The sequence below is a fragment of the Burkholderia sp. MSMB1498 genome (genome assembly GCF_001526245.1).
Taxonomy (GTDB): domain Bacteria; phylum Pseudomonadota; class Gammaproteobacteria; order Burkholderiales; family Burkholderiaceae; genus Burkholderia; species Burkholderia savannae.
Genome location: NZ_LOYJ01000101.1, coordinates 38,558 through 62,673, shown reverse-complemented (window position 1 = coordinate 62,673; position 24,116 = coordinate 38,558). Strand labels below are relative to the sequence as shown.

General features: G+C 64.7%; 21 protein-coding genes and 2 pseudogenes. 7 read left to right on the top strand and 16 right to left on the bottom strand.

The window, feature by feature from the left end; translation table 11 throughout:
• Positions 1 to 3: 3 nt before the first annotated feature.
• The 7 genes and pseudogenes from WS91_RS21840 to WS91_RS21810 form a co-directional block, all read right to left on the bottom strand.
• The gene (locus WS91_RS21840; RefSeq protein ID WP_038749980.1) at positions 4 to 1,263 is read right to left on the bottom strand and encodes an ABC transporter substrate-binding protein; all 1,260 of its coding nucleotides are present in this window, start codon (positions 1,261 to 1,263) and stop codon (positions 4 to 6) included.
• Positions 1,264 to 1,449: 186 nt separating this feature from the next.
• Positions 1,450 to 2,955, bottom strand: a complete 1,506-nt coding sequence (locus WS91_RS21835) for an aldehyde dehydrogenase family protein (RefSeq protein WP_059578124.1) — start codon at positions 2,953 to 2,955, stop codon at positions 1,450 to 1,452.
• Between the two features lie 49 nt (positions 2,956 to 3,004).
• A complete protein-coding gene (locus tag WS91_RS21830) occupies positions 3,005 to 3,397 on the bottom strand; it encodes a nuclear transport factor 2 family protein (protein ID WP_038750219.1) in 393 nt (130 codons plus the stop codon).
• Between the two features lie 10 nt (positions 3,398 to 3,407).
• Entirely contained in the window at positions 3,408 to 4,208 is an 801-nt protein-coding gene (locus WS91_RS21825; RefSeq protein WP_059645255.1) for a molybdenum cofactor biosynthesis F family protein, read from the bottom strand.
• A 42-nt stretch (positions 4,209 to 4,250) separates the two neighbouring features.
• Positions 4,251 to 5,048, bottom strand: a complete 798-nt coding sequence (locus WS91_RS21820; RefSeq protein ID WP_038749974.1) for an SDR family NAD(P)-dependent oxidoreductase — start codon at positions 5,046 to 5,048, stop codon at positions 4,251 to 4,253.
• A gap of 80 nt (positions 5,049 to 5,128) precedes the next feature.
• Positions 5,129 to 6,799 carry a GMC family oxidoreductase gene (locus tag WS91_RS21815; RefSeq protein WP_059577845.1) on the bottom strand — a complete coding sequence of 557 codons (1,671 nt, stop codon included), beginning with the start codon at positions 6,797 to 6,799 and terminating at the stop codon, positions 5,129 to 5,131.
• A 182-nt stretch (positions 6,800 to 6,981) separates the two neighbouring features.
• Positions 6,982 to 7,209: pseudogene (locus tag WS91_RS21810) on the bottom strand (hypothetical protein); the annotation flags it as partial.
• Between the two features lie 3 nt (positions 7,210 to 7,212).
• Between WS91_RS21810 and WS91_RS37535 the strand changes: the two are divergent.
• Positions 7,213 to 7,343, top strand: a pseudogene (locus WS91_RS37535) (site-specific integrase); the annotation flags it as partial.
• A gap of 660 nt (positions 7,344 to 8,003) precedes the next feature.
• Entirely contained in the window at positions 8,004 to 8,081 is a 78-nt protein-coding gene (locus tag WS91_RS38215; RefSeq protein WP_394335882.1) for a hypothetical protein, read from the top strand.
• A gap of 242 nt (positions 8,082 to 8,323) precedes the next feature.
• On the opposite strand, the gene WS91_RS21805 is transcribed toward WS91_RS38215, so the two are convergent.
• The 6 genes from WS91_RS21805 to WS91_RS21785 form a co-directional block, all read right to left on the bottom strand.
• Positions 8,324 to 9,547 carry a DUF2087 domain-containing protein gene (locus tag WS91_RS21805; RefSeq protein WP_082758276.1) on the bottom strand — a complete coding sequence of 408 codons (1,224 nt, stop codon included), beginning with the start codon at positions 9,545 to 9,547 and terminating at the stop codon, positions 8,324 to 8,326.
• A 7-nt stretch (positions 9,548 to 9,554) separates the two neighbouring features.
• On the bottom strand, positions 9,555 to 10,250 hold the full coding sequence (locus WS91_RS37530) for a hypothetical protein (RefSeq protein WP_226377175.1): 696 nt from the start codon (positions 10,248 to 10,250) through the stop codon (positions 9,555 to 9,557).
• Between the two features lie 6 nt (positions 10,251 to 10,256).
• Positions 10,257 to 11,135, bottom strand: a complete 879-nt coding sequence (locus WS91_RS21800) for a class I SAM-dependent methyltransferase (RefSeq protein ID WP_226377174.1) — start codon at positions 11,133 to 11,135, stop codon at positions 10,257 to 10,259.
• 2 nt (positions 11,136 to 11,137) lie between these two features.
• Positions 11,138 to 12,337 carry an MFS transporter gene (locus WS91_RS21795; RefSeq protein WP_038749963.1) on the bottom strand — a complete coding sequence of 400 codons (1,200 nt, stop codon included), beginning with the start codon at positions 12,335 to 12,337 and terminating at the stop codon, positions 11,138 to 11,140.
• Positions 12,337 to 13,527 (bottom strand): hypothetical protein, encoded by a 1,191-nt coding sequence (locus WS91_RS21790; protein ID WP_038749960.1) that lies wholly within the window; start codon positions 13,525 to 13,527, stop codon positions 12,337 to 12,339. Before WS91_RS21790 ends, WS91_RS21795 begins: the two co-directional genes overlap by 1 nt.
• 100 nt (positions 13,528 to 13,627) lie before the next feature.
• Positions 13,628 to 13,861, bottom strand: a complete 234-nt coding sequence (locus WS91_RS21785) for a hypothetical protein (protein WP_038749958.1) — start codon at positions 13,859 to 13,861, stop codon at positions 13,628 to 13,630.
• A 1,010-nt stretch (positions 13,862 to 14,871) separates the two neighbouring features.
• On the opposite strand from WS91_RS21785, the gene WS91_RS21780 reads away from it, so the two are divergent.
• Together WS91_RS21780 and WS91_RS21775 are read left to right on the top strand one after the other, a co-directional pair.
• On the top strand, positions 14,872 to 15,213 hold the full coding sequence (locus WS91_RS21780; protein ID WP_038749955.1) for a PadR family transcriptional regulator: 342 nt from the start codon (positions 14,872 to 14,874) through the stop codon (positions 15,211 to 15,213).
• The gene (locus tag WS91_RS21775; RefSeq protein ID WP_059577825.1) at positions 15,210 to 16,388 is read left to right on the top strand and encodes a DUF1700 domain-containing protein; all 1,179 of its coding nucleotides are present in this window, start codon (positions 15,210 to 15,212) and stop codon (positions 16,386 to 16,388) included. The genes WS91_RS21780 and WS91_RS21775 overlap by 4 nt, the downstream gene beginning before the upstream one ends.
• Positions 16,389 to 17,274: 886 nt before the next feature.
• Here WS91_RS21775 and WS91_RS21770 read toward each other — a convergent pair.
• From WS91_RS21770 to WS91_RS21760, 3 genes are all read right to left on the bottom strand, one after another.
• Positions 17,275 to 18,264 carry a fatty acid desaturase family protein gene (locus WS91_RS21770; protein ID WP_059577821.1) on the bottom strand — a complete coding sequence of 330 codons (990 nt, stop codon included), beginning with the start codon at positions 18,262 to 18,264 and terminating at the stop codon, positions 17,275 to 17,277.
• A gap of 26 nt (positions 18,265 to 18,290) precedes the next feature.
• On the bottom strand, positions 18,291 to 19,127 hold the full coding sequence (locus WS91_RS21765) for a PaaX family transcriptional regulator C-terminal domain-containing protein (protein ID WP_059671016.1): 837 nt from the start codon (positions 19,125 to 19,127) through the stop codon (positions 18,291 to 18,293).
• An 824-nt stretch (positions 19,128 to 19,951) separates the two neighbouring features.
• Complete coding sequence (locus WS91_RS21760) at positions 19,952 to 21,019, bottom strand: GlxA family transcriptional regulator (RefSeq protein WP_059671015.1); 1,068 nt, start codon at positions 21,017 to 21,019, stop codon at positions 19,952 to 19,954.
• A 110-nt stretch (positions 21,020 to 21,129) separates the two neighbouring features.
• Here WS91_RS21760 and WS91_RS21755 point away from each other — a divergent pair, with 110 nt between their 5' ends.
• The 3 genes from WS91_RS21755 (at position 21,130) to WS91_RS21750 (ending at position 24,106) form a co-directional block, all read left to right on the top strand.
• Complete coding sequence (locus tag WS91_RS21755; protein ID WP_038749943.1) at positions 21,130 to 22,266, top strand: acyl-CoA dehydrogenase family protein; 1,137 nt, start codon at positions 21,130 to 21,132, stop codon at positions 22,264 to 22,266.
• Positions 22,267 to 22,461: 195 nt separating this feature from the next.
• A complete protein-coding gene (locus WS91_RS36150; RefSeq protein WP_156432432.1) occupies positions 22,462 to 22,842 on the top strand; it encodes a hypothetical protein in 381 nt (126 codons plus the stop codon).
• 58 nt (positions 22,843 to 22,900) lie between these two features.
• Entirely contained in the window at positions 22,901 to 24,106 is a 1,206-nt protein-coding gene (locus WS91_RS21750) for an acetyl-CoA C-acetyltransferase (RefSeq protein ID WP_059577818.1), read from the top strand.
• Positions 24,107 to 24,116 lie beyond the last annotated feature (10 nt).

The window sequence follows — 24,116 nt, the reverse complement described above, 5'->3', positions numbered from 1 at the left end:
TCGTCAGTGCATCTTCTTTTCGGCCGCGCGGATGTCGGCGAGTTGCGGATCGTCGACCGCCTGGCAGGCCGATGCCGTCTTCCAGCCCGAGCCCGTCGATTGCGCCATGCGGCCCGCGTTGTTCGCGTTGTGCCGGTCGCCCGCGCCGACATAGAACGGGCCGCACAGGATGTCGCTGCGGAAGTCCTTCACCTGGCGCAGCGCGGCCGTCACGTGCGCGCGGTCGAGCTGGTTCGCGGGCAGCTTCAGCAGCGTGTCGGTCACGAGCCGCGCGGCGAGATAGCCCGCCTGCGAGAACGTGTCGCGCGGGTCCTTCTTGTCGCCGTACTTGTTCATCACCGCGAGCCAGTTCTGGTTGTCGGGCGTTGGCGCGTCGAGCGGCTGGAATTCGAGATTCACGTCGAAGTTGCCCTTCCAGTACGGGCCGATCGCCTTCGGCACGCCGAGGTCGTAGCCGGACGCCGCCGACACGAAATGAATCCGCCGGCCGAGGTTCTGCTGCTCGGCGGCCGACAGGATCGGCACCATCAGCCCCTTCGGCAGCCCGAGCAGGATCGCCTGCGGATTCTTCGACGCCGCCTGCAGCACGACCGAGGTCGGATCGGCGGAATCGGGGTCCATCACGATCGTGTCGACGCTCACGCCATTCTGCTTGCCCCACAACGCCGGCCCTTCGCACGACCACGCGCCGAGGCTCGGAATGTTCGGCGCGATGCAGACCATCCGCGTCGCCTTGTACTGCTGCTTCGCGTACAGCGCGGCTTCCGTCATCGACAGGCGCGGCCCCATGTTGAGCGGCACGTAGTTGCGCGCGAAATAGCATTCGCGCGGCACGCCGACGCCCGCGATCGCGATCACGTTCTCCTGCTCGTAGAACTTCGCGTTCGCGCCGCATTCGACGAAGCTCGCGTTGCCCGCGAGCGCGAGCACCTTGCGATCGCGCACGAGCTTAGACGCGACCTGCGACGCCGTTTCCGGATTCCACTGATCGTCTTCGACGAGGTATTGGACCGGCCGGCCGTTGATCCCGCCGTTCGCGTTCACGCACTTGAAATACGCGGCGGCCGCCCGCACCGACGAGCTGAAATCGTCGGGGCCGGTCTTGCCGACGATCGCGCCGATCGGAATCGGCGCGCCGGCCGCGGGCTTGCCGTTCGCGAGCCCGCAGCTCTGCGCGAACGCCGCGTGCTGCGCGAAGAGGCCGGCGGCGCCGATGCACGCGCCGACGAGCGTGCGCTTCATGTTGGGGAAAAGCGGCTTCATCGTGTCTCCTGGTGTTGTCGTGGGGCGCGGCTCCGCGTGCGGGCCGCGCCCTCGGGTGCTGCGTGGATGCTCCGGTGTTGCTCGGGTGTCGCTTCGATACGTCGGTGCTGCAATGCGTCAATGCTTCGGTGCTTCGCCGGCGCTCGGCCGCTTCGCGGCGCGCGCCGGTTCGCGCCGGTTCGCCCGTCAATGCGCGATGCAGACTGACTTGAGCTCGGTGAACTGCTCGAGCGCCGCGCGGCCGAGTTCGCGCCCGTAGCCCGATTGCTTGAATCCGCCGAACGGCAGGTTGTTGTCGAGCATGTTGTGCGTGTTGACCCAGACGATGCCCGCCTTCAGGCGCGGCACGACGCGATGCACGAGCGACAGGTTCTGCGACCACACGCTCGCCGCGAGCCCGAAATCGGTGTCGTTCGCGAGCCGCACCGCGTCGTCGACCGTGTCGAACGGCGTGACCGTGACGACCGGACCGAACACTTCCTCGCGCACGATCCGCATCGAGGGCGCCGCGTCGACGAATACCGTCGGCTTCACGAAATAGCCGCCGTCGAGCGCGCGTGCGCCGCCCGTGACGAGCGTCGCGCCCTCTTCCTTCGCCGCGTCGACGTGGCCGAGCACGCGCTCGAAGTGCCGCTTCGACACGAGCGGGCCGATCTGCGTGTGCGGATCGAAGCCCGAGCCGACCTTCATCGATTCGGCCGCCGCGGCAATGCCGGCAACGACGCGCTCGAAGTGGCGCTTCTGCACGTACACGCGCGAGCCCGCCGTGCAGACTTGCCCCTGGTTGAAGAAAATTCCTTGCGCGGCGCCCCGCGCGGCAACGTCGGGATCGGTGTCGTCGAAGACGATGAGCGGTGACTTGCCGCCGAGCTCGAGCGTGAAGCGCGCCATCCGGTCGACGGCCGCGTGGCCGATCGCTCGGCCGACGCCGACCGAGCCCGTGAACGTGATCTTGTCGACGCCCGGATGCGCGACGAGCGCCGCGCCCGCCTCGGCGCCCGTGCCCGTCACGATGTTCAGCACGCCGTCGGGCAGCCCCGCCTGCTGCGCGAGCTCGCCGAGGCGCAGCGCGGTGAGCGGCGTTTCCTCGGAGGGCTTCAGCACCACCGTGCAGCCGCACGCGAGCGCCGTCGCGACCTTCCACAACGCGATCGCGAGCGGGAAATTCCACGGCACGATCGCGCCGACGACGCCCACCGCTTCGCGGCGCGTGTACGCGAAATACTCGGTGTCGGCGGGCACCGCGATCGACGTGTCGAGCGTCGAGCCTTCGATTTTCGTCGCCCAGCCCGCCATGTAGCGCACGTATTCGGCGCCGCCCAGCACGTCGATCGCGCGCGCGACGCCGACGAGCTTGCCGGTCTCGAGCGTCTCGAGCGCGGCGAGCTCGTCCGCGTGCCGCTCGATCAGTTCGGCGAGCTGATGAAGCAGCTTCTCGCGGCTCGCGGGCCGCATCCGCGGCCAGTCGCCCGAATCGAACGCGCGGCGCGCGGCGGCGACGGCCGCGTCGACGTCGCGTGCGTCGCTCGCGGCGACCTCGGCGATCGTCATTTCGGTCGCGGGATCGACCACGGGCAGATAGCGGCCCGAGCGCGGCTCGGCTGCGCCGCCGTCGATCCAGTTGCCGAATTGGCGGCGGGCGAGAAAGCCGGATTGGCGTTGATGCTGTGTCGAGAGAGCGGCCAGGTTCATGAAGATCTCATGCAAAACGGAACGGTTGAACGGAAGCGCGAATGCGCGTTCACGGCTGCATCGCCCGCGCCACGAGCAGCGTGTCGGTGAACTGCTCGAAGCGCACGATCTTGCCCGCCTCGACGCGCCAGACGTGCGCGACGCGGCACTCGAACGATTTGCCGGTGCGCTTGTAGGTGCCCGAGTAGCGGCCGATGCCGATCACGGTGTCGCCCGCGTCGTGCAGCGCGTCGAGCTTGAACGTGTAGCCGTCCCACTCTTCGCCTAGGCGCCGGAACACGTTGCTGACGATCTCGTCCGCGCTGCGGTACGTGCCCGCGCACGGAAAGCCCGCCATCTCGGTCCATTCGATCGAGGGCGCGATGTCGGCCATCATCGCGGCGGGATCGCGCCGGTCGGATGCCGCGTAGTGATCGGCGACGATTTGATAAGGGGTACGCATCGTGTGCTCCTCAGACAGGTTGCGCATCGTCCGGATAGACGGTCTGCGACAGTTTGCGGATGAACGAGCCGGCCGGCTGGTTCGAGATCGCGCCGTCGCCCGTCTCGCCGAGGAACTTGCCCGTCGAGCGGCCGGCCGCGAAGTTGAACACGAATACCGATGCGACCGGAATCAGGAATTCCCGGAATGTGAATACATAGAGATCGTCGGCGAACTTGTAGGTCGTCGCGAGATCGACGTCGCCGTGGCCGCGCTGCTCGCCGACGAGACATTGCCAGCAGTAGCGCGTCGAGCTCAGGTACGTGTGTTCGTATGTATGGTTCGGGCTGTAGACGTTCAGCGTGCGCGTGCCGATCAGGTCGCGCGTTTGCGCGGGCGCGACGCCCGAAACGCCCGCCTTGGCCGTCTCGGCCTCGCCGCCCGCGAGCGCGCCGACCAGGAAATCCTGCGCGACGCGCGGCTCCGCGCCTGCTTCGTCACGGCTGCGGATGCGCGACAGGATGCCGAGCGCGCGCCGCGTCGCGGTATTGAACACGAGCGTCAGCGCCTCGGCCGGCCGGCTCTTGAACGTGACGTCGACGAAGAACGTGTCGGGCGCGACTTCGATCGCTTCGTACCAGTCGGTGTCGCCCGCATCGCCGTGTCGCCACGAGAGCGTGTGGCCGTCGACGAAATTCGCGGCGAACGCGCCGCTCGGCAGCTCGAACGTCAGCGTGCGGCCGGCGAGCGCCTGCGTCGCGGGCAGCCGGTTCGTGTCGATGCCGGCTGCGAAGTCTTCGTAGTTCTTCCAGTCCTGCGGTGTGTCGCTCATCGGTTCGGTCCTCGAAAAAGGTGTTCTTGCGCGTGGCCGCGCTCAGCGTGCGAATTCGATCGTCGGCAGATCGACGGCCGATGCGCCGCCGTCGACGAGGAGCGACGTGCCCGTGATCATCGACGCATACGGCGACGCGAGATACAGCACCGTGTCGGCGACTTCGTCGGGCTCCGCCGGGCGGCCGAGCGGCACGTCGCGCGTGACGAGCCGGTACGCGTCCTCGCGCGTCGCGAGTCCGTGCGCGTCGCGCAGCGCGTCCATCTGCTCGTCGGCCATCGCGGTGCGCACCCAGCCCGGACACACCGCGTTCACGCGCACGCCGGCGCGGCCGTAGTCGCGCGCGAGCGAGCGCGTGAGGCCGATCAGCGCATGCTTCGTCGTCACGTAGCCGATGACGTTCGGGCCTGCGAAATGTCCGGCGAGCGACGACAGGATCACGATGTTGCCGCGCCGCTCGATCAGCTCGGGCAGCAGCTCGCGCGCGCAGACGAACGCGGTGTCGAGGTTCACGCGCGTCGATTGCGCCCACGATGCGTCGTCGGTGTCGAGCGCGCTGCCGACGCCGTGGCCGCCTGCGTTCGCGACGAGCACGTCGACGCGCCCGAACGCCGCGCGCGCCTCGTCGAGCGCGCGTTGCACGTCGCGCGCGTCGGCGGCATCGCCCGCGACGGCGATCGCGGCGCCGCCGAGCGGTTCGGCGACGGCTTCGAGCGGCTCGCGGCGGCGGCCGACCAGCACCGCCTTGCCGCCCGCTTCGACAAACTTGCGTGCGACGGCGGCGCCGATGCCGGTGCCGCCGCCCGTGATCAACGCGACTTTGTCGTTGAACGTGTGCATGACTGACGTCTCCTTCGATTGAGTGTGAATGCGCGATCGTGACGGCACGACGGCGCAACGTAACAACGCGTGCGCCGTGCTCACCGCAGATGCGCCGCGGGCAGCGGCGCGGCTTGCGGCGCGCCCGCGGCGGCGCGCACGTTCGATACGGCGGCCGGCGACAGCATGAATTCCGCGCAGCGCTCGGCGATCATGATCGTCGGCGCATTCGTGTTGCCGGACACGAGCGACGGCATCACCGACGCGTCGCAGATCCGCAGCCCGCCGACGCCGCGCACGCGCAACTGCGCATCGACGACGGAAGCCGGATCGCCGCCCATCCGGCACGTGCCGGACGGGTGATAGACGGTCTTCGCGTGCGAGCGCACGTAAGCGTCGAGATCGACGCGGCCGCCGTTGCTCGGCAGCATCTCGCCCGCGATCGCCTTCGACATCGACGGCATCCGCATGATCTCGCGCGCGAGCAACAGGCCGCGCATGAGCGCCGCGAAATCGTCCGGATGACTGAGGAAATTGCCGTCGAAGAGAATTGGCGCGTGCGGATCGGCGCTGCGCAGGCGCACCGTGCCGCGCGACTTCGGCCGCAGGAAGCACGGATTGATCGAGATCCCGTGGCCCGCGAGCGGCTCGCGGCCGACGTCGCCGACGAGCACGGGCAGCACGTGGAACTGCACGTCCGGACGGCCGCCGTTCGCGGTGTCGACGAAGCCGCCGCTTTCGACGACGTTCGACGTGAGGAGCCCCGTATGAAACATCGTGTACTGGATGCCGTGACGCAGCGCGTTGAGCCCACGGTCCTGTCCCGCGAGGCTGATCGGCTCGCGCGCGCGCCCGTACAGCGACACTTCGAGATGGTCCTGGAAGTTGAGCCCGACCTCGGTCGAATCGTGCACGACCGGAATGCCGTGCTGCAGCAGTTGATCCGCCGGGCCGACGCCCGACAGCATCAGGAGCTTCGGGCTCGCGAGCGCGCCCGCGCACAGCACGATCTCCGAGCGCGCGCGCACGATCCGCTCTTCGCCGTCGCGCGCGTGGTAACGCACGCCGACGGCCGCGCCGTTCTCGAACACGATGCGCGTGACGAACGCATCGGTTTCGATCGTCAGCAGCGGATCGCGCTTGACGGCGGCGAGATACGTTGCGGCGGTGCTGCCGCGCCGGCCTTCGAACGTCGTCGTCTGATAGAAGCCGGCGCCCGCCTGCGACGCGCCGTTGAAGTCGTCGTTGTACGGCAGTCCGAACTCTTGCGCGCCCTGGACGAACGCGTGGCTGAGCGGATGCCGAAAGCGCGTGTCGCTCACGTGCAGCGGCCCGTCGACGCCGTGCAGCGGCCCCGCGAGCCGGTGATTGTGCTCGGCGCGCCGAAAGAACGGCAGCACGTCGTCCCAGCCCCAGCCGTCGCAGCCGGCGTCGCGCCAGCCGTCGTAATCGGCGGGCGTGCCGCGGATGTAGACCATCGCGTTTACCGAACTGCCGCCGCCGAGCGTGCGGCCCTGCGGCACGTACATCCGGCGGCCGGCCGCGTGCGCTTGCGGCTCGGTCTCGTAGACCCAGGTCCGTTTCGTGCCGATCACGCGCACGAAGGTCGCGGGCGTGTGGACGAAGAACGAATTGTCGGGCGGGCCGGCTTCGAGCAGCAGCACGCGATGCCCGGCCTTGACGAGCCGGTGCGTGACGACGCAGCCGGCAGAGCCGCCGCCGATCACGATGTAGTCGAATTCCGTCGAGCCGTTGTGGTTTGCCGCCGACATATGTCGCTTCTCGCTTGGTCGAATGGATGGACAGGCTGCCACTATCGGCTAAATCGGCCGACGCGTGCGCCGTGTGCGCTGTCGGTCAATTCAAACTGCGTTCTAAGCGGAAGACGCCGGCGACGCGCACGTTGCGCGGTCTTGCGCACACATCGCAGGCACGGTCCGTCCCTTTTGAGGTTCTACGCCGGAACTCCGGAAATTTCCATCAATTCCGGCCCCTCTACGAGCGCGTCCAGGTCGATTTTGTTGTTGCTTTGAAAGGTGTAATGGCCGTTCAGCAGAATTTGCCGCCAGGCCGCCGACGATATATGCGTGAGCCGCGCCAGTGCCGCGATGGTGCCGCCGGCTTTCGATTTAGTCAGTAGCCGCCACGGAATGCCCGAGTTGTAGAAGATGATCGAGTTGGCCATCATGCAACCCACGCGATTGCGAAGGGCGTCGAGCTGAGCGCCGTGTGAGATCCCTGCGTCACGCATCGATTTTGACCACGTCGATTTACTTGCATACCGACGATGTAAAGCGGGCCCGGCAACTCGGATAGGCATTGACCGATTGGGTCCCTTATATCCATAAATCCCCCGGAACTTCGCGACCCTTATATCTCACACTTATGATGGCGATTCGCGCGCCTTGATCGGGAGGCCAGCGGCTGGGCCGTCCCTTACCGAACTTATCCCGCAACTGGAGTTGGATCGTCAGGCGGCCCGAAGGCGGCGGCCGGCATCAGATGGCCCGGTCGTCGGATCGCACCGGAGGTCGCGTGCCTTGCCGAACGGGCGTGCGGTGGCCATCGGTGGATACGGCTGCAGCACTGCTGTATTCATCGGTAGCTGTTTGGGAAAAGCGCCGCCGGATGCGAGCAGCCGGCACCGGTCCTCAGGTCTCTGCCCAATTGTGTGTCACGGCATGCTTGGGCTTCCCCCTATTCACACGTCTTTGCCCGGGATTTTCAGTCTCCGGCTCGTCGTCTTCCGTGATCGTGAATCATCACTAAACCATCCGTTCATCTCCCATGCACGTCGATACTTTCGAAATGCTCGTGGTGGCGCCTCCCGTTCTTCTGTTTGGCCAGCGGCTGGTCGCGCGTGCGGGTTGCTGCGGGCCTAACGATCCCCGAACCTGTCGTCTTCGGGCTCGTCGTCGCGCTCGCGCCGGCTGAATTGCGCGGAGAAGCAGTCTGGAGGTGCGCTTCGACACATCGATGCAAACCCCGCTGATGCTTGCGCTCTTTACCCTGATCGCCCTGAATGCGAAGCTTTCGAGCCTCAAAATCCGGTAGGCCAATGCTGCTGTGCTTCCTGCTCGTGGTGCTCGAGCCTGCGCATTCGGCAGGACGCACTCGGCATTGAACTGGCGAAGGCGTTGGTGTCAGCGGGCGTCGTTACCGAGCCAGCTCGGGGGCGGCGTAATCGGGCCACCTGAGGGGCGCAATGAGGCATGGCCGGAAATCCAGCCCCAGTGCGACTCGCAAACCGATTCGGGCAACTCACGAAACCAGCAATCAGTTGAATGCCATCCGCCTTATTGCGATAGAACTCGTCGATATACGTTATCTTGACGTTGCAGCACGCCGCGATCGACAAGATATCGCCTCAGCCGGGCGTAATCGGTTGTGAACAACTGACAGATTTTGGATATCTCCGATTCGGTGTATTGGGTATCCGGGGCGAAAGCCGTCGCGATCTTTTCGATGGTGAGATCCGATTCCAGCTGTCTATCGCTCAAATCGTCAACGCTACGACGCTGCCGATCGGCAATCTCTTCCCACACGGCGTCGACATCCGAAAATCCACTCTCATCTCGCTGAATAAGGCCGATGCTCAGCAACCGGGTCACGATTTTGCTGACAGCCTTCGTATCGATGCCGGCTTTCTCCACGATGTCGGCAATGCTACTGGCGCCGAGGGCGATCGCAGCATAAACGGAGCGTGTTTCGCGCGACGTCATTGCGGCAATAATGGCGTCTTTGCGAAGACGCTGGCTCAACGCCTCCTCGCCAATCGGCAAATAGCTGCTACGAATTGGAATTTCCCCCAATTCGACAAGCTCTGACTGCAGCGGCTGAGAACGGAGCGTGCGTTCATTTTGTTGACGCTTCCGGACGATACCCAACCCACTCTGGCGGTATTTGTGCAACTCCGGCAGTGTTATAAGCTCGAATGAATCGTCCAGCCTGCGAAACAGCTCTTCCCAGATCGGCGTTCTGACTCGGCGAACGCGTTGTGCGCCCTCCATGCTGACGGTGGTCAACATGGTTGGCTCGTGCAGGCACAGGTATCCACCAGGGGCGATGTGTTCCCAGAGCGCTGCGACGAAGCGAACATCGTCGGCCGGCGTGCCCGCATCGATCCACGCGATGTCTATCGCTCCCCATGAAGCGATGGTGGCGTCGTCGAGTGCGTAGAAGTTGCTTTTGACGAACGTAACGAGGCTCCTGTCGACATCGTGATCCTTCAATGCATCCCATGCTTCTTCGGCCGAGGAACCTTCGGCCGTGAAGTCGTCAATGGTGATCAGCCTGGGTTGATAGATATCGGGAATTCCAGTCGGGTCCAGAAGTGCGCTGCGCTCCTGCCATGTCGAGGCATCCAGTAAATCTTTGTCGTGTTGCCAATCCTGCCGCGTCTGCTGGAGCGCCTTCGCGATGAAAATCGTGCTGTCGCCGGCACCTATCTCGACCACCGTTGCGGGGCGGGTCATGCGGATGAGCGCCGAGATCAGACTGGCGCTGTTCTCGGTGCCCATTCCGGGCCTAATCATGTGCATGGGCGTTCCCTCCAGAAATCAATCGCAACATGCCGGCTTCCGCAAAGTGGATGATGTTCGGGTGCAGTGATTTCGGTATCTCGTTCAAAAGCTTGCCCAGGGAGAAGATATCTCGAGAAGCTTCGCTCAATCGAATGGTTCGACCATTGAGCTGATTGATGGCTACGCGTCCGATCCCGGGGGCGTCGGCAACGATGCAGGTGGGTTCGATCATATAGCGGACCGGAGGAGATGCCGGGAACTCCTGGTCAGTCTCGATGAACCCATGTCGATATAGTGCGACCAATAGCGTGGCCGCTTCATGCACTGCGCCATTGATTTCCATGCTCGGCAGCGCGCCCACTGTTGTCCCTTCCGCGAGCGCGTGAATGTCTTCATGGCGAAACCCTCCAAACGCCTGCGCACTTGCAACCACGACAAGCGATGATCGAATCCCCCGCGCACCGACAAGCCGAGGCGTATTGCGAGTAATGCGCACTGACTTGGACCATCTGACCGAGCGGTCCGGAGCCAGGCATTCAGGACAGGTTGCGAGCGGGTTTCGCAATTCCGGCGGCATCGACTTGCTGAGCGTGTAGCTGCCATTTCCGTCAGCCTGGTCGCCCTGGAGATATTCGGCGAGCTGCCAGGCATATCCCCCCGTACCCTGATAAAAGTTGGGTCGAATCGGATCTGTTCTCATGGTGGTTCAAGCCGATTTCAGTATGACAATTGCCGTTGCCATGCCCACGGCCGTCCCGTCCTGCACTTCGGATGCGATCACTTTTTCGACCGTGAGGCCGCTGGCCTCCGCGATGGGGACGAGTGTCGACGGCGTCCACATCCGGTCTCGAAGATCGCATACGACTCCTTCGATATTCCCGTTTTCATTCCGTCCCGATTGCGCGAAGACCGATCGATGCATGATCAGCTTGTCGCTGTCGTATTTGTAGGCCCACCAGATGAGCGCGGCTTCCCCGTTGCTGCGCCGAAACGGCACCACTGTGCATCGTTTGTCCATGAACGAAAGACGCTCGGGCGTTCCGTCACCGAATACGGCGACCATGATCCTCGATCCGGCGTCGCGCAACCGTGCCTTCGCGCTGCGCAACAGCACTTCGAGCTTATCGTCGTCCAGAATGAAATTGACGGTCGCATCGCCAAACGTCACGACGTCGAAGCGTCGTTGTGTGATCAGCGTCGGCAGATCAAATATGTCGCCCTGGAGCGCGTGAACGTGGCTGTGATGGATGGACGCATTGAAGCGATCGATGGCGACCGGAGAGATGTCGATGCCAAAGCTCTCCTTCAGCGAGAATTTTTCAGCGAGGTGCAGGAGCAGCCGGCCATCGCCGCAGCCTAGATCGAGAATATTGTATCCATCCCGGACAATGGATTCCGCGGCGGAAAAATCCCATGTCGCACGGACGGTCGTCAATTCGTATTCGTCGAATAACGGCTCGTCGAAATAGTAATGGCTGACTCTGAGATCCGCTATGCCCGATGTCACGATGCGATCCAAAGGGGCTTGCAGTTTGATTGATTTCGTATCGTTTGGCTTCGATCCGAAGCGCCCTATACCATCCATCACTACGCTCCTTTTGTAACCATGCTTGGTCGGTTTTTGACATTCCACGCGAAGCCGCATGCGCCGATGATCGCCGTTGCGATTCCAACAGCCACGAGAGCCGTGCTCACGTGTGCCGTGCTGATCATGCCGGCGCTCAGGAAGCCGAGAAATACCGAAGTCTGGATGCAAAATATATAGGCCGGCATTAGGTTGACACGCCGCTGCGGATCAATCGCCTTCATCATGAAACTTGCCGTGAGCGTGTTCTGGATGCCGTTTGCCGATCCGATCAGAAACGTGGCGCACATGATGATCCATGCCGCGTCGCTCAATGCGAGCCATAAAATGCCGAAGCCGATAATACTGGCGGCAATCGAGGCGCCGGCGGCATCGCCGAATCTCGCCAACATCCCGGAAAAAACCACGGGACCGACGATCAGCCCCACACTCAACGCGCTGATAACGAATCCGTAGATCTCGGCACTGAACTGCAGCTCGGTGCGAATTCGAAATATCAACAGCACATTGAGCGTGGATGTCAGCACGACCGTCATCAACAACGGGGCGACCGCACGGATCACGCCGGCTGTGCGAAAGAGATCGGGCAGGTCGAGTCGCCCCTTCTGCTTTTCCTGCGTGGGCGCCCGATCCGATTTTTGACTGGAAGAATCCAGCATCTTGAAACACAGCGCGGTGACAGGCGCGGCGACCAACACCAACAGTGCCAGCAGCAGCAGCCCCCGCGAACGCTGGGCCATGCCGTACAGCAGCCCGCCGAGAGCCGGGCCGCCCACGTAACCCATGTTCCGCACCGATTGCGTAATCCGGTTGACGCGATCGATGTGCCGCTCGTTGTTTGTGTAGCTTGGAATGGCGACCATGATTGCCGCCCACTGAAGGGACCCCGTGGACCCGAGCGCCATTGACACGACGACGTAGCTCCAGAATTGATTGGCCAAGGACGCGGCCGCGATCAGAACCGACTGAAGAAGAAATACCGCGGGAATCGTTTTGCGAGGCCCGATCCGCCGGAGGATCATGGGTGCGATTGGGCCGGAAAGAATGCCTCCGATGAGACCGGCGGCGAGCAATATCGATACCGAGGAAGTGTTGTCGGCCAGTCTCAGGGCAAAGGTCACTTGCGCTGCTTCGTCGGCGAAGCTGCCAAACGACAGGGAGATACAAATAAAAACGAGCGCCCATCGACCTCCGATGCCCATCAAAGCGCTCCCCACCGCGCCAGCGATGCGGCGACACTCAGGAGATCGTCGTTAAGCAGCCTGTCTTTCCCGCTCGATAAATCCAAAATGTTCACTTGCTGACCGGCGGACAGGCAATTCAGAAAGTCATGCAATGCGTGGCTGTATCTGAAGCTGCCGCAGTGACCGTTGGCCGCGACCAGGACCTCCCCCTCCTGCAATATTGGCATCCAGTGCAGGGTGCTGACGGCGTTGAGGGCGATGACATCGTCCAGTTCTTCGACTTCGACGATTGGACGGCCGACATTCAGGCGGCTGCTGGTGTCCGAGATGAGTTGAGAAATCATCATGCGTCTTTTCAGAGACGCGCCGTCAAGCAAGGCCTTCAGGGATGAAAGCAGAAGCTCATCATCAGGGTTCAGGCTCGCGATGCCTGAGGAGCGCACATCATGGCGGGTACGATTGGGCGCCCGCAGCAGGCCCTTCACGTAGTTCGCGTTTTGCTGAGAATCGTTGCCGGTTTCCCAAAAAGCGATATTCACGTTAACTGAAACGTCGGATTTTGTTTCGGCAACGTGAAGCCAGTCCTCAGGGAAATAGGTTACTCGGTTCGTCTTGTTCTCAAGCGGAATGCCTTCGGACTTGAATGATTCATAGTCTGGAAATCGCACGCCAACGAGATCCGAGCGGGTTCCGGGCCAGGTAAACATCGTTTTCCCATCGCGCAAGGTGAACCCGAAATTGTGCGCATGATCCACATGGATTCCGATATAGGTGGATGAATATCGCCCGATAAAGCAGTCAATATCGACGCGGCCGCCAGGCCGATAGCCTATTGACAAGGCGAGTTGGTCAGAAAAGGCTTTTGCGACATCCCAGATGATGGGGCTTGCCGCATGCAGCCCATAGTACATGACCGTCCATTCGTCGTCGCCGGCAAGACACCCGATTCTCGATACATAATCCTCGAGCGTGTTATCGGTGGGAAGCACAAGGAAATCGGAGCGCGGCTCCGACGTGCGCTTTCCGTTGAAAGCGGTTATGACTTCCGACTGAGCGTTGCGCGATCGAATGTCGTTCGCGCACACCGCATATTCCTTGAGCGCACCCAGCACATCTCTATCATTGAATGGGATATGCGATATGGCCAGCTCCGTCGCTTGCTTACCCCATAATTCTTTCACAAATTGCGGCGACAACAATGCGACCATATTCGATTCTCCGTTCAGAGAAGCATGGACAAGTGAGCAAGAGGCCAAGGCCCCTTGCTCAAGAGGCGGATTCAGCAATGCATGAGCATTACCGCGCCGTTCAGACAGCCTCGGCGACAGCCATTACTTCTTCATCGTTACGCTGCGCATACTTGACATTGGCCACAACCGGCTCTACCTCGACGTCATTGCGCTGTGCGTATTTCACATTCGCTACAACCGGCGCTACCTCGGCGTCGTTACGCTGCGCGTATTTGACGTTGGCTACGATCGGCTCGACCTCGCCAGCGGTCAATTCATGAATTCTCGTTATGTTTTCCAAGGAAATCGCCATATTGATGCTCCTTTTTAACGAAACTGAATTTAGGGCAGGTGACGCGTGCTTCCTCGTTTTTCAATTGAGAGGCTACACGCAGCTTCACATTGCATTATATGTAATCGGTGTGTCAAGCATTTGTAATGCCGATAAATCAGTGGATGCTCTAGGAATGTGCTGCATAAATCGCTTCCCCAGTGTCGCGGTTCATTGAAATCAATGCTTTACGCAAACCTCACTAAGAAATTTCCGATATATGCGGAGTTTCATTTGGGTGATCGAGAATCGGACGTTTCCGTACTACAAGGGCTTCCCTGTCGAGTCGCCACATGGGTCGGACGCAAATACATTCCGCGTGGTATCGCGTAAGACAGTGGCCAAAGCCCCGCGGCTTGCCGGCCAGTGCGGCTCCAGAATTGCGCCTCACTCGGCCTCGCCGTTATCGAAGAAGCGGTACGCCACCGTCGTCTTGCCCCAGCCCGACACGCCTGAGGCACGCCAGCCGTCGGCTTGGCCGCCGATCGTTCCGTCAATGTCCTCGCTCGCTTGTTCAGGCGCGCTTCACCAGGAGCGAGGTCAGCAAATTTGGTTTCTGCTTTCAGGGCCAAGACGTTCACGCAACAAGCGGGAGTAAACGCAGCGTGCCGAAAGTTTACGGGCCCCGGTTTATCTCATTGTCCGACGACGGTTTGTTCCGGCCTGCGGGGTGCGGTTGGCAGACTTGCGTATAAGGTAAGGCGATGGGTCGGAGTCCAAGCGGACGCAGCAAACTCTTGGCTGCTCGTCACGTCAAGCAACGAGCTGATTGATGTTCACAATGTGGAACGACGCATTTTTCTGGGATTCCGGCGTTGAACCTGCTTTGGGTGTCACATCGCGCTTTGTGATACCCGTCGTGCATAAAACAGTACCTTGCATTGACCGATACCGGCTGCTATAGTCCGCCCATGTTCACGGCGCGCCGCATAACGGACCGCGGCAGAACATAACAGGGTACCTTGCAACGCACACTACGCCGGCGGAATGGAATGAAGACCCAGTTGAAGAAAGGCACGCTCGACATGTGCGTGCTCGCCGTGCTGGCGCGGCGCGACAGCTACGCGTACGAGCTCGTGTCGACCCTCGCCGAAACGATGGAGATCAGCGAAGGCACGATCTATCCGCTGATGCGGCGCTTGCAGGCCGAGGCGTGGGTCACGACCTACCTCGTCGAATCGACGTCGGGGCCGCCGCGCAAGTACTACTCGATCACCGACGCCGGGCGCGCGAGCCTGCGGCAGATGGAGGACGAGTGGCGAAGTTTCGTCGACGAAGTCAACGGTGTGCTGGCGCTGCACCGCACGCCGGCGCACGGAGAGGAGCGGCAATGAAGCAGGACGCATTCATCCAGCGGTTGCGGCAGGCGCTCGACAGCCTGCCGAAGCGGGAAGTCGACGAGATCGTCGCCGATTACCGCGAATACATCGGCGACGCGCTCGCGGCCGGGCGCGCGGAGGAAGACGTGATCGCCGCGCTCGGCGATCCGGAGAAACTCGCCCGAGAGCTGAAGGCGCAGGCGAACTTCCGGCAATGGGAGGAGCGGCGCTCGTTCGGCAATCTGATGCGCGTCGTCGGCTCGATCGCCGGGCTCGGGCTGCTGCACGTGATCCTGCTCGTGCCGTTCCTGCTGTACATGCTCGTGCTGACGACGGGCTACGTGTTCTTCGGCGCGCTGACGGTGGCGGGCCTCGTCACGCTCGTCGCGTTCGGCAGCCATTACGTGTTCGGCACGCCTGTGCCGGGCGTGCTGCCGTTCGGCGGCGGCGCGGGGCAGGCCGACGTCGCGGGCGCCGCGGCCGGCAAGGGCGCGCCGGGCGGCAAGCAGGCGCAAGGCGGCAAGATCGAGAAGGATGCGCAAAGCGCGAGCGCCGCGGCCGCCGATGCGCTGAACGACGCGAAGGAGCTGCGCGTCGACGGCGAGCGCTACGTGCTCGACCTGCACGACGGCAGCCGCGTGTCGATCGTCACGCGCAAGGGCGTGATAGACGCGCGCAAGCAGGACGGCAAGCTGTCGATCGACGCGATGGGCGACGGCGCGCGCGAGCTGCTCGCGGCGGGCAAGGACGACACGCTCAGCATCGCGCGCGCCGACGTGATCGCGCTCGATCTGAAGAGCGCGAGCGGCGATCAGATGACGGTCGCGAACACGGGGGCGTCGGCGCCGGGCCTGAACGTTCCGGGCATCGCGGGCGGCAACGTGCAGATGACGCCGGACGGCCACGGCGGCATGCACCTGTCGGTGACGAACGGCGAGAACTCGGTGTCGATCGTCGGCGGCCGGATCACTGTCGACAACGGCAAGCAGCACGTCAGCGTCGCCGCGCCGACGGGATTCGCGCTCGGCGGCATCGCGTTCGGCTACGGGCTCGCGATGCTGCCGATCGGGATCGTCGGGCTGCTCGTGTGCATCTGGCTCACGCGGGTCACATGGCGCGCGCTCGTGCGGTACGTGCGGCGGCGGATCGATGCGGTGTCGGCGAAGCTCGAGCGGGAGCGGGTGAGCTGAGGCTCGGCGATTCGGTCAGGCCGTGGCTGTGGAAATGACAAGGGCGTTCGGCCGGGTTTCGAGCGCCCTTTTTCGTCCCCTGAAGAAATCGGTGCTCGGAGACTTCGAGCGGTTGTGAAAAAGTGCCGCTTGCAGGGATGCTCGCCGGCTGGGCGGCGATGGGCGTTCGACGGATTCGGGATGATCGCCGCTTCGCATAAGCGCTCGGCGGCGGCGCATCTTTTTCTGTGCCGTCGGACATATGGATTACCGTCTGTTTTTTTGTATTTTGTTTGTATACATATGTAGTAATAGTCAATAAAGGCTGTGGTCTTCTGTGGATAAGCGCCAAGATGCCTTTCGCATCAATGCCCTGTCGATCGGCCAACCATCTGTACAGGCAATGAATTGTCGCGCACCGTGAAGAACAACTTTTGGGGTGCACAGTCCGAGTGGTGGTTTATCCCCAAATTGTCCACTGGTTGCGGGCAGGCTTTCTCGTTCGGATTGAAGCCCTTCTGTGTGCTGCATCGAATGCGGTGGCGTCTGGCCTATCGCTCACTTGCATTGCAGAAAAACGCCACGGTTCGATAGCTCGGATCGTGACGCGGCATCTGCTTCGTCGCATCGACGGCGGGAGAGCGTGAGCGAGCAAGACGACGAGCGCGGCGAGCGTGGCGAGCGGTACCGGCTTGATGAACGCCGCAACTCGGTCGTCCGACGTCGAACGACGTGCGAGAGCCCGCGATGCGGGAGCCGGGACACCGCGCCGTGTAATGAGCGGCATCAGGAACGAGCCGCCGCCGGCGCCGTGCCGTACTTTATTACCACGACGCGCCGCCGGGCCCGCAAGTTTCATCCCACGGCGGACGCTCGTCATCCGACGCGGGGCCGAAGCTCGAAGAACTCAAGCCGCCGGCGGCTTTCCGCTGACGGCCTTCATCACCTGCCAATACGACGGCGGCCGCGCGACGCAGCCGCGCTCGCGCAGCATCCGGTGCATCTTCGGCAGCCGGAAGTACGGCACCGACGCCATCAGGTGATGCTCGACGTGGTAGTTCACGCGAATCGGCGCGACGGTCGCGCGCGCGAGCCAGCCGGCGTGCGTCGTGCGCGTGTTGCGCAGCGGATCGTCGCCCGTTTCGAGGCACGCATGCTCGGCCATCGAACGGATGCGGATGAACAGCGGAAACGGCGTCACGTACGCGAGCACCCACACGCCGTACAGCCACGGATGGCCGCTCGCCCACAGCGCGCCGAGCAGGATGCCGTTCGTGATCAGCATGCCGGCCGCGGCGCGGAAGAACGCGAGCGGATAGTCCCGCCAGCGGCGGCCTGCCTGCGGCACGCGCCGGATGTCGTTCGTCAGCGACCACTCGAGCACGCCCGCGTCCATCAGCGCGCGGCCGATCAGGAACTTGACGCCCGTCACGCCGGAAACGTCGCGCAGGAACTTGCGCGCGAGCGACGCGCGCGTCGTCGGCAGGCCCGCGACGAGCGACAGATCCGGATCGGCGCTCGACGACGTCGTCGCGTGGTGAGTCAGGTGATACGGGCGGTACTTGCGCAGCTCGTTCCAGATCGGGCGCGCGCACAGCCAGTCGACGAGCACATCGTTCGCCCAACGCGTGCGAAACAGCGTGCCGTGCGCGGCGTCGTGCTGGAGGATGCCGAGACAGAGCTGGCGTCCGGCGAGAATCGTCATGCCGACCGCGAGCGCCAGCGCGAAGCCCCACGGCGGGAAATGCGCGCGCGCGTAGGCGAGGCCCGCGAACGCGAGCGCGATCACCGCCCACGTCGAGCCGACCGCCCATGCGCCGCGCCGGTTCGAGCGTGCGGTCAGCGAACGGATCTCGTCGCGGGTGAAGAGGTCGCGGATGCGGATTCTGTCGGTCATGTCGATGTCTCCCCCAATGCGTCGCGCTAGTGCAGATGGCCGGCCACGGCGGCGCGCGCCGCGCCCGGCGCGGACGGATGCTCGCTGTGGAGGAGCGCGCGCCAGACCCGGTGGCCTGCCGCGACGTAGCGCCGCGCGCATTCGATGAACGCGGCGCGCGCGGCGACGTCGACGAACGGCTCGGGCAGCAGCGGATCGAACACGACTTGCCGGATCGCCTTGCCGCCGAGCAGGAACGCCTCGCGCGCGGCGACGTCGAGATCGAGCTCCGGTGCGCGCGCGAGCCAGTCTTCGAGCTGCGCGCCGAGCGTGCGATATGTATCCGACAGCGCCTCGCCGTCCCACAGCGCGCGGATGCGCGCTTCCTGCTCGGCGTCGAAGCCCATTGCGACGAACACCGCCGCCGACGGCTCGACGCCGAGCTTCGTCAGCCGCCGGCGCACGGCGTCGACGTTGCCTTCGACGTTGTCCGGGCGCATGTACAGGCTCTTGTCCCATTCGCGGAAGCCGAGCATCTCGAGCGCGCGCTCGCGGCGCGCGAGCGCGGTGCGATCGACGCGTCCGAGCGAGATGCACGACACCATCAGATACGCGCCGCTCCAGCGGCGCAGCCGCGATTCGACGGTGCGCCACGCGGTCAGCTCCTCGGAGAGCTCGACGGCCGACGGCCCGAGCCGGTAGCTGCCGCGCTCGGCGCCTTCGACGAGCGATTCGGCCGCGAGCCGCGCGAGCGCGACGCGCACGCTGTTCTCGGTGAGGCCGAACAGCCGGCACGCGATGATCGCTTCGCGCACCTGCAGCGGCTCGCCGTCCTTCGCGACCAGCAAATCGAGGATCAGATGTTTCGCGGTGGGTTGCGTCATGGGGAGATTTCTTGGTCGGAAAGCGAAAGGTGATTACTTAGAATTAATTTATATAGATTTTCGTGTAATGTTTCAAGTGAATTGACGAGGGAAGCGGCGGCGAACGAGGGGGGCGGCATCGCAGTCGCGTTTGTCTTCGCCACGATGCCGGAGTCGGCCTGAGCCTTGTGGGGCGGGAAAGAGCGGCGATCGTGCAGTGCGGAATGAATGGCGAGCCGACGCCGTTCACACGCCGCGACGCTGCGGCGAAAGGTGAGGCGTTCGCGGGCGAAGGTGAGAACGGCGCCGGGCGGCGTGCCATTGCGTACCGAGCCGCGCGCTCGCTATCCGATCGTACGGACGGCGGGAAAAGGCCGACAAAAGGGAGGACGAAAGGCAGACAAAAGGAGGATAAAAGGCGGACTAACGGCAGGCGAACGATGCCGCGGCGAGCTCTCGCGTCGCCGGCTGCGTGCGACGCGGCGTGTCGATTCGACGGCAAAGCGCAACGGCTCGGCGGCAGGCGATGGGCGTGCCGATCCGTCTTGAGCCGTAAGCGGGCGAGCGTTGCCCACCGCGCGGGAGCGGGCGACGAACGCGGCCGGCGCGCGTCTGCGCGTTCGAACCCGCGGCGATGCCGGCGTGCCGCCGCGCGTCTTGCACATTCAGCGCGTTGGGACGCCGCATCGCGTGCCCCGCCGGTCTTTCGGCTTCTTTCGGCTTGTTTGGCGCTCTCATTGTTCGAGTCGGCCCCTTTTTAGCCTCTTTTCAGCTCCTTTGGTTCTTTGGGTCCTTTTGCCCCTTTTGCCTCTTCCTGCAGCGCGCCCGCCGCCCGACTCCCGATCTCAGTCGCCCGCGTTCGTCCCGCCCGCCCCCGAAACCGCGCCCGCACCACCGCCCGCCGCCGCCGCCCGCCGCGCATCCGGCCGATGCCGATACTGAATCGGGCTGCACCCATGCCCGGCCAGGAACGCATGGCTCAGCGCGCTCGCGCTCGCGAAGCCGCATTCGTCGGCGATGTGATCGAGCGTCATCCGGCTCGTGCGCAGCAGGAACGCGGCGAGCTCGACGCGCAGCACGGCGACGTAGCGCCGCAGCGTCAACCCGGTCGCGGCTGCGAAGCGGCGCGACAGCGTGCGCTCGCTCATCGCCGCGCGCACGGCGAGCTCGGCGAGCGTCGGCGGATGCGCGAGCGCGCGCTCGACGATGTCCTGCACCGCGAGCACCGGCCCGTCGCCGTGCCGCTTGTATTGCGCGGCCCACACGGCCATGTGCTCGTACGACGGCAGCGACTGCGTGAGCGCGACCCGCAGCAGCCGCTGCGACACGCCCGCGCCGAAGCAGTAGTCGATCACGTACGCGCAAGCGTCGACAGCCGGATTGATCCCGCTTACGGTGATGAGCCGCCCGTCGACGATGAGCGGCGCCGACGGCATGTAGCGCACCGCCGGAAAATGCCGCGCGAACAGCGTGCGCTCGCTCGGCAGCCCGGTCGCGCCGCGCCCGTCGAGCAGGCCGGCCTTCGCGATCAGCGGCGCCGCGTTGAGCCCGACGACGAGCGCGCCCGCCGCGTAGCGGCGCTTGAGCCAGTCGATGAAGACGCGCTCTACCGCGTCGATCTGCTCGTCCGGCATGAACTGCGCGGGAACGATCACGACTTCGTGCGCGTCGGGCTCGCGCAGCGCGCCCGTCGCCGGCACGTCGATGCCGCCGATCGTCCGCACCGGCCGGCCGTCGTGCGACAGGATCGCGATGTCGAACAGCCGGCTGTTGACGACGTCGAGGCTGCGCGCCCTCATCGTGCCGGCGAGCAGCAGCATTTCCTGCGTGAGGAAAACGTAGCCGCCCAACAGCCGCGGCGGCAGAAGGATCGCGACACCGGGCCGGCCAGCGCCGCGCAGCTGTTTTTTCATGTCAAGAAAATGGCGTTTCGAATCAACGCAGATTGTCGCGGACTTGCTCAAATACCGCAAACAGCAGGCGCCGACGCCGGCCGCCGAGCGATTCCCTCATTGGAGACGCCATGATTCCACGCACCATCTTCGCCGAAGAGCACGAGCAGTTCCGCGAGTCCGTCCGCCGATTCATCGAGTCTGAAGTGATGCCGCACCACGAGCGCTGGGAAGATCAGGGCTACGTCGACCGCGACGTGTGGACGAAGGCGGCCAAGGCCGGCTACCACTGCGCGAGCATGCCGGAGGCATACGGCGGCGCGGGCGCGGACATCCGCTACAGCGTGGTGCTGTTCGAGGAGATCGCGCGCGCGGGCGCGTCGGGGCTCGGCTTCGGGCTGCATTCGGAGATCGTCGCGCCGTACATCCTCCATTACGGCAGCGACGCGCTGAAGGCGCGCTATCTGCCGAAGCTCGCGAGCGCCGAGATGATTGGCGCGATCGCGATGACCGAGCCCGGCGCGGGCTCCGACCTGCAAGGCGTGCGCACGAGCGCGGTGCGCGAAGGCGACCACTACGTGCTCAACGGCTCGAAGATCTTCATCACGAACGGCTGGCACGCGGACGTCGTGATCGTCGTCGCGCGCACGACGCCCGAAGGCGGCTCGAAGGGCACGAGCCTGTTCGTCGTCGACACGGGCATGCCGGGCTTCAGCAAGGGCAAGCGGCTGAAGAAGGTCGGCATGAAGGCGCAGGACACGTCCGAGCTGTTCTTCGACGGCGTGCGCGTGCCGGCCGGCAACCTGCTCGGCGAAGAGAACCGCGGCTTCGTCTACCTGATGCAGGAGCTGCCGTGGGAGCGGCTGCAGATCGCGATCAGCGCGATCGCAGCGGCCGAGGCGGCGCTTTCGTGGACGCTCGACTACACGCGCGAGCGGCGCGCGTTCGGCCGCGCGGTGATCGACTTCCAGACGAGCCGCCACGCGCTCGCCGAGCTCAAGAGCGAGATCCAGATCGGGCGCGTGTTCGTCGACAAGTGCATCGAGCTGCAACTCGCGGGCAAGCTTGATGCGGCGACGGCGTCGATGGCGAAGTACTGGACGACCGAGCTGCAATTCAAGGTGATCGACCGCTGCGTGCAGCTGCACGGCGGCTACGGCTACATGTGGGAATACCCGATCGCGCGCGCGTGGGCCGATTCGCGCGTGCAGCAGATTTACGGCGGCACCAATGAAATCATGAAGGAGCTGATCGCGCGCACGCTGTGACGTGCGCGGCCGGCGCGCAGGCCGCGGCCCGGCACAGCCGCGCGTCGCGGTGCGGGCGGGGCGGTGCTTCGGCTTCTCGGCGCATTGGACGATGAGGGCGCGTGGGGTGCTGAGGCGCTGGGGCGCTGGGGCACTGGAGGCACTGGAGGCGCTTGGGGCGTGCCGGACGTTCGGCACGCATCCGCAGCGTCGATCGTGTCGGACAAGCGATCGAACGGAGTTCGGCACGGCGCGGCGGCGGGCAGCGGTTCGGCCGGTTTTCCGCGCGGCATGAGCATTGGTTTGTCGAACGGTTCGCCGGACGGCTCGCCAAGCGTCAGGCCGCATGACTCGCCGGCGTTCGCCGAGGAATTGCCGAATGGCTCGCCGAGCCGCTCGAGGTCGGTTTGTTTGTCGAAGAGCCGATCCGCCCGCCCGAACGCCGGCTTGGCTGCCCGACCGCCCGACCGCCCGACCAAAACCGTCGGCCCGCAAGACCCGATCGGCGAGATCAGCAAGACCCGACGAGAACGACTCGGCCGGCAGTGCGACGCGACCGCCCCGGCCGCCTCGACCGCCGTCCGAATGCAGCCCTGACCGGCCGTCCTGACAGGCCGTCCTGACAGGCCGTCCCTATCAACCCAAGGAACGATCGATGGAAGCCTACATCTTCGACGCCGTGCGCACGCCGCGCGGCAAAGGCAAGAAGGACGGCAGCCTGCACGGCGTCACGCCGCTGCGGCTCGCCGACACCGCGTTGCGCGCGATTCGCGACCGCAACGCACTCGACACGAGCCTCGTCGACGACGTCGTGCTCGGCTGCGTCGAGCCCGTCGGCGAGCAGGGCGCGTGCATCGGCCGCATCGCCGTGCTCGCGGCCGGCTACGCGCAGACGACGGCCGGCGTGCAGATCAACCGCTTCTGCGCGTCGGGCCTCGAAGCGTGCAACATGGCCGCCGCGCAGGTGATGTCCGGCCAGTCGGACATGGCGATCGGCGGCGGCGTCGAGAGCATGTCGCGCGTGCCGATGGGCTCGAGCGGCGGCGCGTGGCCGGTCGATCCGGCGATCGCGATTCCGAGCTACTTCGTGCCGCAGGGCGTGTCGGCGGACACGATCGCGACGAAGTGGGGCTACAGCCGCGCCGACGTCGACGCATACGCGGTCGAAAGCCACCGCCGCGCGCATGCGGCGACGCAGGCCGGCTGGTTCGCGCGCTCGATCGTGCCGGTGCGCGACGACAACGGCCTGACGATTCTCGATCGAGACGAGACGATCCGCCCGCAGACGACGCTCGACACGCTCGCGGCGCTCAAGCCGTCGTTCGCCGAGCTGGGCGAGATGTACGGCTTCGACGCGGTGATCCGCCAGCGCTATCCGGAACTCGAGCGCATCGAGCACGTGCATCACGCGGGCAACAGCTCGGGGATCGTCGACGGCGCGGCGGCCGTGCTGATCGGCACGCTGGAGGCGGGCAAGCGCGCGGGCCTCGCGCCGCGCGCGCGGATTCGCTCGTTCGCGAGCATCGGCTCGGAGCCGTCGATCATGCTGACGGGGCCGAGCTACGCGGCCGAGAAGGCGCTCAAGCGCGCCGGCATGCGCGCGGCCGACATCGATTTGTACGAGCTGAACGAAGCGTTCGCGTCGGTCGTGCTGCGCTTCATGGACGTGATGGCGATTTCGCACGACAGGATCAACGTGAACGGCGGTGCGATCGCGATGGGCCATCCGCTCGGCGCGACGGGCGCGATGATCCTCGGCACGCTGCTCGACGAGCTCGAGCGGCGCGGCGCGGCCACGGGCCTCGCGACACTGTGCGTGGGCGCCGGCATGGGCACGGCGACCATCATCGAACGGATTTGACGGGGGACCA

Excerpts from the sequence above, each read along its gene's own strand:
- WS91_RS21840 (WP_038749980.1), bottom strand. The coding sequence starts at position 1,263 with ATGAAGCCGCTTTTCCCCAACATGAAGCGCACGCTCGTCGGCGCGTGC.
- WS91_RS21835 (WP_059578124.1), bottom strand. The coding sequence starts at position 2,955 with ATGAACCTGGCCGCTCTCTCGACACAGCATCAACGCCAATCCGGCTTT.
- WS91_RS21830 (WP_038750219.1), bottom strand. The coding sequence starts at position 3,397 with ATGCGTACCCCTTATCAAATCGTCGCCGATCACTACGCGGCATCCGAC.
- WS91_RS21825 (WP_059645255.1), bottom strand. The coding sequence starts at position 4,208 with ATGAGCGACACACCGCAGGACTGGAAGAACTACGAAGACTTCGCAGCC.
- WS91_RS21820 (WP_038749974.1), bottom strand. The coding sequence starts at position 5,048 with ATGCACACGTTCAACGACAAAGTCGCGTTGATCACGGGCGGCGGCACC.
- WS91_RS21815 (WP_059577845.1), bottom strand. The coding sequence starts at position 6,799 with ATGTCGGCGGCAAACCACAACGGCTCGACGGAATTCGACTACATCGTG.
- WS91_RS38215 (WP_394335882.1), top strand. The coding sequence starts at position 8,004 with ATGCAAACCCCGCTGATGCTTGCGCTCTTTACCCTGATCGCCCTGAAT.
- WS91_RS21805 (WP_082758276.1), bottom strand. The coding sequence starts at position 9,547 with ATGGGCACCGAGAACAGCGCCAGTCTGATCTCGGCGCTCATCCGCATG.
- WS91_RS37530 (WP_226377175.1), bottom strand. The coding sequence starts at position 10,250 with ATGAGAACAGATCCGATTCGACCCAACTTTTATCAGGGTACGGGGGGA.
- WS91_RS21800 (WP_226377174.1), bottom strand. The coding sequence starts at position 11,135 with ATGGATGGTATAGGGCGCTTCGGATCGAAGCCAAACGATACGAAATCA.
- WS91_RS21795 (WP_038749963.1), bottom strand. The coding sequence starts at position 12,337 with ATGGGCATCGGAGGTCGATGGGCGCTCGTTTTTATTTGTATCTCCCTG.
- WS91_RS21790 (WP_038749960.1), bottom strand. The coding sequence starts at position 13,527 with ATGGTCGCATTGTTGTCGCCGCAATTTGTGAAAGAATTATGGGGTAAG.
- WS91_RS21785 (WP_038749958.1), bottom strand. The coding sequence starts at position 13,861 with ATGGCGATTTCCTTGGAAAACATAACGAGAATTCATGAATTGACCGCT.
- WS91_RS21780 (WP_038749955.1), top strand. The coding sequence starts at position 14,872 with ATGAAGACCCAGTTGAAGAAAGGCACGCTCGACATGTGCGTGCTCGCC.
- WS91_RS21775 (WP_059577825.1), top strand. The coding sequence starts at position 15,210 with ATGAAGCAGGACGCATTCATCCAGCGGTTGCGGCAGGCGCTCGACAGC.
- WS91_RS21770 (WP_059577821.1), bottom strand. The coding sequence starts at position 18,264 with ATGACCGACAGAATCCGCATCCGCGACCTCTTCACCCGCGACGAGATC.
- WS91_RS21765 (WP_059671016.1), bottom strand. The coding sequence starts at position 19,127 with ATGACGCAACCCACCGCGAAACATCTGATCCTCGATTTGCTGGTCGCG.
- WS91_RS21760 (WP_059671015.1), bottom strand. The coding sequence starts at position 21,019 with ATGAAAAAACAGCTGCGCGGCGCTGGCCGGCCCGGTGTCGCGATCCTT.
- WS91_RS21755 (WP_038749943.1), top strand. The coding sequence starts at position 21,130 with ATGATTCCACGCACCATCTTCGCCGAAGAGCACGAGCAGTTCCGCGAG.
- WS91_RS21750 (WP_059577818.1), top strand. The coding sequence starts at position 22,901 with ATGGAAGCCTACATCTTCGACGCCGTGCGCACGCCGCGCGGCAAAGGC.